General features: G+C 51.6%; 13 protein-coding genes. 9 read left to right on the plus strand and 4 right to left on the minus strand.

Going from position 1 to position 13,295, the window contains the following annotated elements; all coding sequences use genetic code 11:
• Nucleotides 1–91: 91 nt before the first annotated feature.
• Nucleotides 92–2,287, minus strand: coding sequence for a S46 family peptidase (locus ACFOE0_RS01710; RefSeq protein WP_248936681.1), 2,196 nt, complete (start codon nucleotides 2,285–2,287; stop codon nucleotides 92–94).
• 126 nt (nucleotides 2,288–2,413) lie between these two features.
• Between ACFOE0_RS01710 and dnaB the strand changes: the two genes are divergently transcribed.
• The 3 genes from dnaB (at nucleotide 2,414) to ACFOE0_RS01725 (ending at nucleotide 6,230) form a co-directional block, all read left to right on the plus strand.
• Nucleotides 2,414–3,826 (plus strand): replicative DNA helicase, encoded by a 1,413-nt coding sequence (gene dnaB / locus ACFOE0_RS01715; protein ID WP_115137164.1) that lies wholly within the window; start codon nucleotides 2,414–2,416, stop codon nucleotides 3,824–3,826.
• Between the two features lie 38 nt (nucleotides 3,827–3,864).
• Nucleotides 3,865–4,947 carry an alanine racemase gene (alr, locus tag ACFOE0_RS01720; RefSeq protein WP_115137163.1) on the plus strand — a complete coding sequence of 361 codons (1,083 nt, stop codon included), beginning with the start codon at nucleotides 3,865–3,867 and terminating at the stop codon, nucleotides 4,945–4,947.
• Nucleotides 4,948–5,033: 86 nt separating this feature from the next.
• A complete protein-coding gene (locus tag ACFOE0_RS01725; RefSeq protein ID WP_248936682.1) occupies nucleotides 5,034–6,230 on the plus strand; it encodes a hypothetical protein in 1,197 nt (398 codons plus the stop codon).
• A gap of 5 nt (nucleotides 6,231–6,235) precedes the next feature.
• Here ACFOE0_RS01725 and ACFOE0_RS01730 read toward each other — a convergent pair whose 3' ends face one another.
• Nucleotides 6,236–6,700, minus strand: a complete 465-nt coding sequence (locus ACFOE0_RS01730) for a chemotaxis protein CheX (protein WP_248936683.1) — start codon at nucleotides 6,698–6,700, stop codon at nucleotides 6,236–6,238.
• Between the two features lie 214 nt (nucleotides 6,701–6,914).
• Here ACFOE0_RS01730 and dusA point away from each other — a divergent pair, with 214 nt between their 5' ends.
• From dusA to ACFOE0_RS01745, 3 genes are all read left to right on the plus strand, one after another.
• Complete coding sequence (gene dusA / locus ACFOE0_RS01735) at nucleotides 6,915–7,937, plus strand: tRNA dihydrouridine(20/20a) synthase DusA (protein ID WP_248936684.1); 1,023 nt, start codon at nucleotides 6,915–6,917, stop codon at nucleotides 7,935–7,937.
• A 209-nt stretch (nucleotides 7,938–8,146) separates the two neighbouring features.
• Nucleotides 8,147–8,443 carry a hypothetical protein gene (locus ACFOE0_RS01740; protein WP_248936685.1) on the plus strand — a complete coding sequence of 99 codons (297 nt, stop codon included), beginning with the start codon at nucleotides 8,147–8,149 and terminating at the stop codon, nucleotides 8,441–8,443.
• 127 nt (nucleotides 8,444–8,570) lie between these two features.
• The gene (locus ACFOE0_RS01745; RefSeq protein ID WP_115137158.1) at nucleotides 8,571–8,918 is read left to right on the plus strand and encodes a hypothetical protein; all 348 of its coding nucleotides are present in this window, start codon (nucleotides 8,571–8,573) and stop codon (nucleotides 8,916–8,918) included.
• 4 nt (nucleotides 8,919–8,922) lie between these two features.
• Here the strand turns inward: ACFOE0_RS01745 and ACFOE0_RS01750 are convergent, their stop codons facing one another.
• Nucleotides 8,923–9,666, minus strand: a complete 744-nt coding sequence (locus ACFOE0_RS01750; protein WP_248936686.1) for an enoyl-CoA hydratase — start codon at nucleotides 9,664–9,666, stop codon at nucleotides 8,923–8,925.
• Between the two features lie 32 nt (nucleotides 9,667–9,698).
• On the opposite strand from ACFOE0_RS01750, the gene ACFOE0_RS01755 reads away from it, so the two are divergent.
• Genes ACFOE0_RS01755 through ACFOE0_RS01765 form a run of 3 tightly spaced genes read left to right on the plus strand, consistent with a single transcriptional unit; the run spans nucleotide 9,699 to nucleotide 11,895 of the window.
• Entirely contained in the window at nucleotides 9,699–10,172 is a 474-nt protein-coding gene (locus ACFOE0_RS01755; RefSeq protein ID WP_248936687.1) for a copper chaperone PCu(A)C, read from the plus strand.
• 11 nt (nucleotides 10,173–10,183) lie between these two features.
• On the plus strand, nucleotides 10,184–11,155 hold the full coding sequence (locus tag ACFOE0_RS01760) for a DUF2333 family protein (protein WP_248936688.1): 972 nt from the start codon (nucleotides 10,184–10,186) through the stop codon (nucleotides 11,153–11,155).
• A gap of 2 nt (nucleotides 11,156–11,157) precedes the next feature.
• A complete protein-coding gene (locus ACFOE0_RS01765; RefSeq protein ID WP_115137154.1) occupies nucleotides 11,158–11,895 on the plus strand; it encodes a TIGR04219 family outer membrane beta-barrel protein in 738 nt (245 codons plus the stop codon).
• Between the two features lie 65 nt (nucleotides 11,896–11,960).
• Here ACFOE0_RS01765 and tolC read toward each other — a convergent pair whose 3' ends face one another.
• Nucleotides 11,961–13,295 carry an outer membrane channel protein TolC gene (tolC, locus tag ACFOE0_RS01770; RefSeq protein ID WP_248936689.1) on the minus strand — a complete coding sequence of 445 codons (1,335 nt, stop codon included), beginning with the start codon at nucleotides 13,293–13,295 and terminating at the stop codon, nucleotides 11,961–11,963.

Below are 13,295 nucleotides of genomic sequence, written 5' to 3' on the forward strand. Positions count from 1 at the left end.
ACACCGCCGACCGGCGGTGTTTTTTTATGTCTGAAATTTGAATCAGGCTATAAAAAACCAGCCCGCAGGCTGGTTTTGTCATTTGGGGGGCTTAGTCCCTGACCAGATCCAGCTCTTCAATCAGGTTCTGAGCGTTATCCACCTTGTCCATCATCCAGAGTACGTAGCGGATATCTACGTGCACTGCGCGGGTGATGGTGGGGTTAAAGAACCAGTCCTTGGTAATGGCTTCATAGGTGGAATCAAAGTTAAGACCTACAAGCTCGCCTTTACCGTTGAAAACCGGTGAGCCCGAGTTGCCACCTGTCGTATCCACGCTGGAGAGGAAGTTAACCGGCACTGAGTTGAACTCCTCCGGCTTATCCAGGCAGGAGAACAGGCGACAAATCAAGCCGCGGCCATCCGCGTACACAGACTCTACCTTATGCTCATCCATATCGCCTTTGGCAATGGCATCCAGGACCTTTTGCGGTGCATTGAAAGGCTCTACACCTGTATGCTTGGCGGTGATACCTTCAAGGCGAGTAAAGGGCTGTTTGTACAGGGCGTCACGGGACTGATAGCCATCCACCATGCCATAGGTGATACGCAGAGTGCCGTTGGCATCCGGATATACCGGCCAATCATTGGCTTTATAGTAATCGATCACTGCGGCCATATAGTCAGGGCGTGCCATGGACAGTCTGCCTGCCAGTTCTTTTTCCGCTTTCTCCAGCGCCATGTTTTCATCGTACAGGGCGACAGCCAAACGGATAAAAGGATCGGCGCTGTTTTCGAAATCTTGCGGTGACTTATCCATCCACTGCAGACGTGTGTCGGCGTCGGTTAATCCCGTCAGTGAGTACATACCAGCGATCTTGTCTTGCAGTGAAGCGTGGTTGTCGTAGGTCAGCAGTTCATCCAGTACCGCGACTTTATGGGATTGGCCCTGATAAGCCTGGATATCCTGCAACCACAGGGTTTTATCCACTGATTGCTCGAAGCTGCGATTAATACGCTTGAGGCTGGCCTCAAACAGCTTCATATCCCGCTCTTGATAACCAGACTCCCGCTGCGCATCCGGTTTCTGCTTCTCTTTCGCCAGTCGATACAGACGATTGGCAGCATTCAGCAAGGTGCTGGACTGGGCATTCTTGAAGTAGAAGCTGGTTTGAATAGCCTCCTGGTTTTCAGCAATCAGGGTCTCGAGTTCCTGTACCAGCTTAGGGTTCATTGCCGGGCTCTGTTTGAGCCAATCGACAAAGGCATCTTCTCTGGATTGCTTGATACCGGCAATGTCAGTGGCACGGAAGCCGTCCAGCAGACCATTCAGTTTCTTCATACGGTTGGCATTACCCGCCAGGGTACCTGCGTACTTGATACTGATATCTTCATTGTCGGCACCCATGGCTTCAATGGTATCTATTTGACGCTGGTATCTGTCGGCCAGAACCGGATACAGCCAATCAGAGGCAAACTCCAGCTCTGACGTCAGGCGGTAGCGGCTGGTTGAGCCCGGGTAGCCCGCGACAAACACGCCGTCACCGGCTTTGACGCCATCAGCATTTACCTTGAGGTAGCTCTTGGGCACATAGGGGACGTTGTCTTCTGAGTAAGGAGCAGGTTTGCCATCTTTGCCCACATAGGCGCGCAGGAAGGTGAAGTCACCACTGTGGCGGGGGAACTCAAAGTTATCGATATCACCGCCATAGCCGCCAACGCTTTCCGGTGGTGCGTATACCAGGCGCACGTCGCGGATGATCAACTGTTTGATCAGATAATATTCCAGGCCATTGTGGAAGCTGCGAACCGAGCAGCGATAGTTGTCATCGGCCTCGCACTCTTTGATCAAGGCTTTCTTGTTGGCTTCAATGGCTTCATAGCGGGCCAGGGGCTCTGTTGGCAGGTTGGCGGTGACTTTAGCGGTAACGTCAGTGACGGCTTCAGTCACATAGAGGCGCTCATTCGGACCTGCGCTGGGCTCCTTATCCAAAGTGCTTGCCAGGAAGCCAAGCTCCAGATAATTGTGTTCAGGTTTCGTGTTGTACTGGATGGCGCGGTAGGCACAGTGATGATTGGTGACAACTAAGCCTTTAGGAGACACAAAACTGGCGGTACAATACCCCAGTCCTACTACCGCATTCATCGGATACTGACTCAGGTCAGCCAGTTGCTGTGCCGGGATATCTATCCCTCTCTGCTTCAGTTTGTCTGCAATGGCAGGCATTTGGTAGGGTTGCCATTGTCCCTCATCGGCGAGGGCGGCGCCGGATGACAGCATCAGGGCTGCGACCAATGCGTTACGCATGTTCATTCCTTATTGTTGATTTTTATGTCAGTTTTGTAGGGCAAACGGAAAGTTTTTTGTAATCCACAGGTGTAAGGCCTGTGGGTTTATATCATATTTGTAATGCTGTTGTAATCGGGAGCGTCAATGTCTCAGCAAGGTGCATTTAAGGCCAAAAAGAAACCCAGGGATCCTCAGGTTGAAGCCCTGAAGCTGCCTCCACATTCGCTGGAGGCGGAGCAGTCTGTGTTGGGTGGTCTGATGTTGGACACTGAAGCATGGGATAAGGTCGCAGAGGCTATCGTCCGGGAAGACTTCTATTCCCGCTCCCACAGAATGATCTTCTCCTCCATGGAGAAACTGGTTGAATCTGGTCAGCCTATCGATTTGGTGACAGTGTCTGAGCAGCTGGAGCTGGAAAACGAGCTGGAAGATGCCGGTGGCTTTGCCTATTTGGGTGAGATTGCCAAGAACACCCCAAGTGCCGGCAACATTGTTTCCTACGCAGAAATCGTGCGCGAGCGTGCGGTCGTCCGCGAGCTGATCCGGGTTGCCCAGGAGATCGCTGACTCAGGTTATAACCCGGAAGGCCGCGACTCGAGCGCTTTGCTCGACTTTGCTGAAACCAAGGTATTTAAGATTGCTGAGCAAAGAGCCAACAGTGCCGAAAGCGGTCCTGAAGGTATTAAGTCGATTCTGGAAAAGACAGTCGACCGTATTGAGCAGCTGTATAACAACCCACACAATGGTGTGACCGGAGTATCCAGTGGCTTCCAGGACCTGGATGGTATGACTGCCGGTTTCCAGTCCGGTGACCTGATTATCGTGGCGGCCCGTCCTTCCATGGGTAAAACCACCTTCGCCATGAACCTGTGTGAGCAGGCTGCCATGAATGAAGACAAGCCTGTGCTTATCTTCAGTCTTGAGATGCCCTCGGAACAGATCATGATGCGTATGCTGGCCTCTCTGGGCCGGGTTGACCAAACCAAGATCCGTACCGGTCAGTTGGATGACGACGACTGGGCCCGCGTTTCCTCCACCATGGGACTCATGCTGGAGCAGGGCAAGATGTATATCGATGACAGCTCTGGTCTGACGCCAACAGAAGTGCGCAGCCGTGCCCGTCGTATTGCCCGCGAGTACGGCGGCCTGTCTATGATCATGGTCGACTACTTGCAGCTGATGCAGGTGCCGGCTCTGGCAGATAACCGTACTTTGGAGATTGCCGAAATCTCCCGCTCTCTCAAGGCGCTGGCCAAAGAGCTGGAAATTCCAGTGATTGCTCTGTCCCAGCTTAACCGCTCGCTTGAACAACGCGCCGATAAACGTCCGGTAAACTCGGATCTCCGTGAATCCGGCTCTATCGAGCAGGATGCCGACCTCATCATGTTTATTTATCGTGATGAGGTGTATAACGATGACTCTTCTGACAAGGGAACGGCTGAAATCATTATCGGTAAGCAGCGTAACGGCCCAATTGGTCGTGTGCGTTTGACCTTCCAGGGTCACTTCTCCCGCTTCGACAACTATGCCGGTCCTCTGGTATTTGAAGAAGATTAATCGCTGCAAAGCCCAATCATTTATTACAGGGTGCGTTTTTGAAACCTTTTCCCCGAGCCGAGATCCGTCTTGGCGCACTGACCCATAACCTGAGCAGACTTAAAGTCCTGGCTCCGGCAAGCAAGGTGCTTGCTGTGGTTAAAGCCAATGCCTATGGTCATGGGCTGCTTAATGTCGCTGGCCACCTGGATGGTAAAGCTGACGGCTTCGGCCTTGCCCGACTTGAAGAGGCGCTGGCGCTGCGTGAAGGCGGTGTTAAGGCCAAACTGCTTTTGTTGGAGGGCTTCTTTCGGGCCGAAGATCTGCCCTTGCTGGTGACTCATGGCATCGACACCGTTGTACACCACGAGTCTCAGCTGGAGATGCTGGAGCAGGCACAACTGGATAAGCCGGTCACAGTGTGGATGAAAGTAGACTCGGGTATGCACAGGCTTGGCTTTGTGGCTGAGCAGTTTGAATCTGTGTATCAGCGTCTGTTGGCTTGTCCAAATGTGGCTAAACCTGTGCATCTGATGACACATTTTTCCCGCGCTGATGAGCCAGAGCAGGATTACACAGGGTATCAGCTCAAGGTGTTCGATACGCTGACGTCAGGCTTGATTGGCGAGCGCTCTATTGCCAATTCCGCCGGTGCTCTGTTCTGGCCGGACAGTCGCAGAGACTGGATCCGTCCGGGCATAGCCCTTTACGGTATCTCTCCTGTGACCGGCGACCTGGGTACCAACCATGGTTTGAAACCTGCGATGGATCTCAAGTCGCGCCTGATCTCAGTTCGGGAGCACAAATCTGGTCAGCCCGTGGGCTATGGCGGATACTGGCATGCGGACCGCGATACCCGTCTGGGCGTAGTCGCTATTGGCTATGGTGATGGTTACCCGCGCAATGCGCCGGAAGGCACACCTGTTTGGATCAATGGCCGCAGGGTACCTGTGGTGGGCCGGGTGTCCATGGATATGCTGACTGTGGATTTGGGCCCGGATGCCACTGATGTTGTGGGCGATGATGTGCTGCTGTGGGGCGAAGCTCTACCGGTAGAGGAGGTCGCTGAACATATTGGCACTATTGCCTATGAGTTAATGACCAAGCTAACCCCCAGAGTGGCAGTGTGTCTTGAACTCTGATTAAGCTGCCAGTCAGGCAGCGACAGATAGAATCATGAAACGGCAGAGAGTCTCTGCCGTTTTTTTGTGTGTGGAAGTTGGAAATAATGATAATAAAAACCAGAGTTCTCTTAACCGTGTTGGCGTTTGTCAGCGCGGGAGTCGTGGCTGGGCAGTCGTCCCAGTCCAAAATGCCTGAGCCGGAATTTGCGGCCGTTCCCTTTGTTTTCTCCAGTGAGAATCTGAGCACAGCCTTTGGTGGTGCAGCTGTCCTTAAGCATGCCGGTCAGCCGCAGGCCAGCCTGTTTGGTTTTGGTTTGTATACCACCAATGAGAGTTGGGTGGGGTACCTGGGCGTTAACAACTACCAATTGCCCGGACTGGAGCAATGGCTGTTCAGTGGCGAATACTATCAGGGCCTGTTTCAGGAAGGGGTTTACTACTTACCGGATGCCGTTGGCAATGATGCCAAAACCATTACCCGGGGCGAAGAGCGATTTGCCAAGTTTCATGCTGAGTATGTGTTGCCAATAGGCTGGGGAAGCCAGGGCGCTGTGGCATCGATGCGGCCACGTCAGGACGTTAGCTGGAATCCGCTGGAGTCGGGAACGACTAGTATCCGCTTTACGCCTTTTATGCAGTCCCGACACCTACAGCAAACTGACTCATTGCCCCAATATGCCAGAGGTGTAGAGCTGCTGCTGGACTGGGACAACAGGGATAATGGCCGTAACAGTACCCAGGGTGGACAAACCATGTTGAAGCTGCGTCACGGCGTTGAAGCTGACGGCAGTCAGGATTGGAATACCTGGGAGTTTGAGCAGAGCCTGTTCTTCTCTGTGGGTAAGAATGACCTGTTCCGGCAACAGATTATTGCGGCCAACTTCTATTTGGCTGATACGCCGGGCTGGAATAGCCAGACTGACGGCGAATATCACAGGCCGCCGGACTTTGCCGGTATCTCTCTTGGCGGTTTTGAACGGCTGAGGGGCTACAGCGCAAGGCGCTTTAACGGTCGCAGCGCAGTGCTTTACACTCTGGAGTATCGTGTACAGCCTCACTGGCAACCCCTGCAGGAACTGCCTGTATTCAATCTTTATGATGTGCCCTGGTGGCAATGGGTGGTATTTGCCGAAGCGGGCAAGGTTGCCGATCATTTCTCTGCTTCGGCTTTACATGAAGAGATGGAATGGTCTGTTGGGGCCGGCGCCCGGTTTGAGGTCGAAAGCGTCGTGGTAAGGGCAGAGTTTGGAGTTAGCGCCGAGTCCAGCCAGTTCTGGGTGATGGTCAGTCAGCCCTTCTAAACAGGCTATTCTTCGAAGCAGATCTCTATAAAGGCTCTGCCGTAGAGGCTATTGAAGGGAATGATAATCTTCTTGCCGCTGCTGACATGGGAAATATGATGCTCTGGGCCGGCCACCACAACCGGGGTGGCCATATCAAATTCAAAACCTTGCTCTCCAAGAGACTTCTTCGCGCCGCCTGACACCATATTGGTGAGCTCGCCCACCATATCCGTCACCTCTTCGTCGATTGAGTTGGGGGCCTCTCCCAGCATATTTTCCATCACTTTGAGTGCCAGTCGCTTCTCAAAGGTCAAAGACAGAGAGCCTTTCGCCTGCTCGCCTACCATGCCTATCAACCCTGATACATCCCCTTTGGCCAATTCATCCTCTTTCAGCATAGGTTTTCCCGGCGTCAGGGTGATGGTGGCCATAGTGCCGATAACATTAAGAAAAGAATCAAGAAATGGATTGATAAATTGAACGTTCATAGAGCGTGAAATTTCCCCTTTCCGGATCCAGGCATTAGTCCTGAACCTGCAGCAACGAGTATTGATAAGCTTAGGCGAAAATATTCAAACTTACTGAATAGTTTCAAAACCTCATGGGGCCTATGTCGTGACATGGCACTGAGCCCCTGTGGCAGTGTATAATTCCGCCTTTGTTCCGACACCCAGTGTCCTGTCCAACCCAAGGTTTACCTGAATGTCTGTTTCTGAACTGAGTCAGTCCCAAAAGATTACAGCGACCAATCGCCGCTTTTCTGTTGCTCCAATGCTGGATTGGACTGATCGTCATTACCGTTACTTTGCCCGACTCATGTCTTCTGAGGCGTTGCTGTATACCGAAATGGTAACTACTGGGGCAATTCTGCACGGTAAGGGGGACTACCTGGCTTATAACAGTGAAGAACACCCATTGGCTTTGCAGCTGGGCGGTTCAAACCCCGCAGACCTGGCGGCCTGTGCCAAAAAAGCGCAGGAGTACGGCTATGATGAGGTCAACCTGAATGTGGGCTGTCCCTCAGATCGGGTGCAAAACGGCATGTTCGGTGCCTGTTTGATGGGCGAGGCTGCGTTGGTGGCAAACTGTGTCGATGCAATGCGTCAGGTGGTAGATATTCCGGTCACTGTGAAAACCCGTATTGGTATCGATGATCAGGACAGCTATGAGTTCCTGACCCAATTTATCGATACCGTTAAAGGTGTTGGCTGTGACACCTTTATTGTGCATGCGCGTAAAGCCTGGCTGCAGGGGTTGAGTCCAAAAGAAAACCGTGAGATCCCACCGCTGGATTATCCTCGTGTGTATCAGTTGAAGCAGGATTACCCGGATCTGCATATTTCCATCAATGGTGGTGTTACCAGTATTGAGCAGGCCCAGGAACATCTGCTGCACCTGGATGGAGTCATGGTGGGACGTGAGGCATATCAGAATCCCTATATTCTGTCCCGGGTGGACAACGAGCTCTGTGGTCACTCTCTGCCTGTATTGAGCAGGGAGGAGGTTATCGGGAAAATGATTCCTTATATCGAGAAACATCTGGCTGATGGCGGGCGTTTGAACCATATCACCCGTCATATCATAGGCTTGTACCAGGGACTGCCGGGGTCGAGAGCCTGGCGACGTCACCTGAGTGAAAATGCTCATAAGCCAGGTGCGACGGTACAGGTAGTGCTGGATGCGCTGGAAAAGATGCAGCAGCAAGCGGCTTTGCAGGCCGTATAATCGTCAGCGTTATCTGTTGGTGAAAAATACAACATCTGTAGTGTTTTTCACCAACTGCCGATTTACCTTCTCCTTTCAGTTTTTTCCTTACCCCTCCTTTTAAAAGTAGATAAGTTTTTATAAAACAGTATCTTGTATTTATTTTTTAAAAGTTGGCACAAGCCTTGAAATACCCTCTGTGTCATTCAACACAATCAGAGGGATTTATTATGTTTACCACTCAATTCAAATCTATCATCGTTGCCGCTGCCCTGACTTCAACTGCAACTATGGCAACCACTTCAGAAGCACAGGCTGTTGAGCTGTCAGACCTTACCGGTCAGATTGAACAGGTCATCAGCACTCAGACTCAACAAATGCTGCAATCTGCACGTCAGGAACTGGTTTTATCTCTGCGTCTGCAGGTAGCTGAAGCGATGACTGACCTTGAAGGCCAGGTAGCTGCTACCAAGTCCGAAGAAGACACAGAAGAGGCTGTCATCCTGACAACTCAGAAGCCGGAGTAACAGATGTGGATCTCAATGCAGACCATAGCACTGCTTTGGTTACTTCCGGTCATCAGCTTTGTTATCGCGGCCTTCCTGGTATGTCACTGGCAGGCACCATGGCGAAGACATCTGTAAGGTACAGGGCATGAAGTTAAAGAAGAACAATCATAAGTGGATTGTCATAATGACGGCATTGGTGCTTTGCACCTGGTGGGGAATCTCAGACAGTCATTGGACGTGGACAATCCACCTGGATCAGGATTGGCAGCTTGGTGGATACCTGGGGCAGAGCGTTATACTGCTGGCAGGCATAGCACTGGCGTTACTGCTGGCCCTGGTCATCGCCGTCAGCATGACGCTGATAGTCCCTTGCCTGGCGATATTGGCCACCCTGGCTATTTTATATTGGGGATTATCCCTGCTCTGGCTTCCCCTGGTATTGGTACTTGCTGTATTGGTATTAGCTGCCCATACTGAGCAGCAAAGTCACTAAGCCACTATTGGCTCTTTCCTAAAAAGGCCTGAAATCTTTCTCTGGCTTCTTCACTCTTTAACTGACTGCTGAAATGTTCCAATTCGAGGTACATCTGATGCTGCAGCTTATTTCGATTTACCTTCATCAGTTTTTTAGTCAACTGCACGGCACTGGCCGGTTTGTCAGCGAGTTTGAGGCTCACTGCCAGGGCATGTTCAAACAACTCCCTCTGAGCAATGACACCATTGATCATGCCCAACTGTTTGGCTGTGTTGGCGTCGAATGGTTCGCCCAACAACAAAAGTTCTGCAGCTTTCTGATAACCCACCAATTGCGGCAACAGCATGCTGGCACCGGCCTCCGGGACCAAAGCCAGATTAACAAAGGGAAGTTGGAACTGGGCGCTTTCGTCTGCATAGACAAGGTCGCAGTGCAGCAACAAAGTGGTACCTATACCTACAGCAGCACCACTGACGGCGGCGACCATGGGCTTTTTCAGCTCAAGCAGACAAAACAGAAAACGGACCGCGGGGTGGGTTGCACCCAGCTCACCATTGGAGAGGAAATCCTTAATGTCGTTTCCAGAAGTAAAACAGTGGTTTTCACCACAAATCAGAAAAGCCCTGATGCCGTTGTCTGCCTCACCTTCGATAAGGTATTCTGTCAACTGCCGATACATATCAAGCGTCAGAGCATTGCGCTTGTCCGGCCGATTAAAGCGGATGATGCGAACACCTTTGTCATCCTTTACCTCGATATTGCTCATGGGTTGATCCTTGTATCGACTTTGGGCTCTCAATGGAGTTTATGACATTGAAGTTAATATTCAAACAGCTGTTTGGTGCCATTTTGGCCTGTTTTTCGGCCTTTTCACTGGCGCAAGAGGTGCAGGTTGACGATGGATTTGTCAGAGCCATGCCTCCCACGGTTCCAAACAGCGCCGCCTATATGACCCTGAAAAACCCGGGTAAAGCCAAAGTTTTGGTGGGTGTCCGGACCCAGGCCGCACAAGAAGCCCAGCTGCATACCCTGATAGAAGAGCAGGGTATGGTAAAGATGCGCCAGGTGTCAGAGTTCAGCTTGCCTGCAGAGGGCGAGTTAGTGCTGGCTCCATCGGGCGACCATATTATGTTGTTGGGGCTGACCCAGCCATTGAAAGAGGGTGAAGAGGTTGGGCTGACACTGATTTTTGCCGATGAAAGTGAACAGCTTATCTCCCTGCCGGTTCGTAAGGGGGCCAGCCAGAATCATCACCATCATCACCATCACTGAGGAAAACCAAGATGAAAATTGCCTGGAAACCGGTGGCCGGTGTACTGGTCGGTGTCGCACTGCTGCTTTATATCGTCAGCATCTGGTGGAGTATTGAGCCGGATGCACTGGAGCCACAAACCCTGACCAATAACTCGGGTAAGCCTGTTGTCGGTTACGCTACCACTACCGCGCTGATTGACACAATGGATACCCTGATGAATAAGCCCGGAGGCTGGCAATCCAATGATGTCATGCCGCCGACACTCTTCATGGATAATATGAAAGCATTTGAGTTCGGAGCCCTTGAGCAGGCCAGAGATTTAGCCTTGGTTATGCGTAAAGAGTTCAGCCGTTCTCAGTCTCAAAGTGCGGCAGATAAGGACCTGCTGGATGCTCATTCCAAGCTGAATATCGACCACACCAGTTGGTTGGTGCCAAAAGCTGAAAGTGAATACGCGGATGCGGTCGTCTTATTGGAGATGTACAGAGCCAGGATTGCTGATCCCGCCAATACAGACGCCCAGTTTTATGCCCGTGCAGATAATCTGAATGAGTGGCTGAAAGAGGTGCAAAAGCGTCTTGGCAGTATGTCACAACAGTTGTCAGCCAGCGTAGGGCAGGAGCGAATTAACACAGATTTGGCAGGCGACTCAGCTGCCCGTCAATCGACCCCAGGTTTGTCTCAGCAGTCGGTGAAGACCAGTTGGTGGAAGATTGATGATGTGTTCTACGAAGCCCGGGGCGCGTCCTGGGCTCTGTTGAATTTTATGAAGGCGATTGAAGTAGATTTCGCCGATGTACTGGAAAAGAAGAACGCCGAGGTTAGTTTGCGGCAGATTATCCGTGAGCTGGAAGCGACCCAGCAACCGGTATGGAGCCCAATGATCCTCAATGGCAGTGGATTTGGTTTGGTAGCCAATCACTCTTTGGTGATGGCGAACTACATCTCCCGAGCCAATGCGGCGGTAATTGACTTAACTAACTTGTTATCTCAGGGATAATTATGAAAAAGACATGGTTGGCTGGCTCCGTGCTGATGGGGCTGATGGCGTCGTCTGCTCAGGCAGATACTCTGCTGGGTTTTAAGCTGGGAGCTGATTTCTGGGCTGCTGATACTTCCGGCACTTTTGCCCAAAGTGGTAATCCACAACAGGAGTTTGATTATGACTCTTCTACTCAGGGCAGCATCTGGGTATCGCTTGAACACCCAATCCCTTTTGTGCCTAATGTGGCAATTCGTGAAAACCGTTTGAAGGAAAACGGCTCCATGACAGGGGCTGATTTCACTTTTGGTGGCAAGCAGTTCACTGGGGATGTGTTTTCAGAAGCTGATTTGAGCAACACTGACTTTATCCTTTACTACGAGCTGCTGGACAATGATCTGGTGTCTCTGGACGTGGGTGGCGCATACAAGCAGATGCATGGCAGCTACATGGTCAGCATGAACAACCTGCCTACCGAGATCGATCTGGATGATGGTGTAGTGATGGGTTATGCCAGCGCTATGGTTGGCATTCCAGGTCTTGGTCTGTTCGGTTTTGCCGATGTGATGGCTGGTCTGGATGAGTCCAAGGTGTATGACTATCAGCTGGGCCTCGGCTGGCAGTTTGACGGCATTGCGCTGGACACCAGGGTTCGCGCCGGTTATCGCGAGTTTAACTTCGATGCCAACAACTTCTCCGGCCTGACTTCCAATATGAAGTTTGATGGCTTCTTTGCCGGTGTGGAAATCGATTTTTAATTGTCGGTTTTCAGACATAAAAAAACCGCCCTGGAGGCGGTTTTTTTGTACTTGCTAAACCTGGGTTATGGCTGCTGAGATGCAGCGGCTTCGGTCAGACCCTGGTTAATCATAACGACATCTTCTTCGGTCAGTGTGCCGGCAGCCTGCTTCAGTGCCATTACTGACTGGATGTAAGCATAGCGGGCATCAGACAGCTGACGCTTGGAGTTGTACAGGTTACGGGTGCTGTTCAGTACATCAACAATGGTACGGGTACCTACTTCAAAACCAGCCTGGGTTGCTTTCAGTGCACTCTCGGAGGAGATTACAGTCTGCTCATAGGCTTTAATAGAGCTGATAGATGCAGCTACATTGTTGAAGTTATTGCGGATATCCTTGGATACGCCTCTGTGTGTCTGTTCCAGTTTCTCACTGGCAGCCACATAGTCATACTGGGCCTGATTAACCTGAGAGCTGACTTTGAAGCCCTGAAAAATTGGGATGCTCACATTCAGCGCTACATTACCAGTGCCCACATCGTTCAGATTGTCACTGCGCTCAAACTGAGAAGTGTAACCTGCCTGCAGACCTACAGATGGCATGTGTCCGGCTTTGGCCAGCGCGATCTGCTCATTGGCGATATCTTTGGCGATACGCTGCACCAACAGATCCAGTGAGCTGTCTTCCGCTAATTTCAGCCACTCTGATGAGCTGGCAGGAGCCGGCATGCTGGCTGAGAAGCGCTGAGTGTCCAGTACTGCCAGCTGGTCATATGGCAGACCAGTGATCTCCTGCAGTGCCTGATAGCTGTTTTGTACTGTGTTTTCAGCCTGAATTTCCTGAGCTCGGGCCAGGTCATACTGAGCCTGAGCTTCGTGAACATCGGTAATTGCTGTCAGACCCACGGCAAAACGCTGCTTGGTCTGTTCCAGCTGGCGGCCAATGGCGGCAACCTCTGCCTTTTGGAATTCCAATGCGTCCTGAGCACTCAGTACATCGAAATAGGCTGTGGTCACACGGATAATCAGTCCCTGCAGAGAGGAAGCGTAACTGGCGTCAGCTTGAGAAGCGGCCAGTTCAGCCAGATCCAGGCCAACCCAGGCGCTGTGATCGTAAATCAGCTGGTTAAGTGTCAGGCTGCCGTTGAAACCATCAGAGTCGAAGACACCACGGGTATCATTGTTCTGATCTGTCCAGGATTTGCCGTAACCAACGCTGGCACTCAAACTGGGTAACAGGGGAGCACGGGTTTCTTCAATCTTTTCGTACAGGGAATTACGTTGAGCCTGAGCCTGCAGCACTACAGGGTCGTTGGTCAGAGCCTGCTGATAGATCTGCAGCAGGTCTTCTGCATGTACCGCAGAGCTCGCTGCGGCAAGTGTCATTGCGGCGCAAAGAGAACGAATTCTGAATTTCAT

This window comes from Shewanella submarina (assembly GCF_042646185.1).
GTDB lineage: Bacteria > Pseudomonadota > Gammaproteobacteria > Enterobacterales > Shewanellaceae > Shewanella > Shewanella corallii.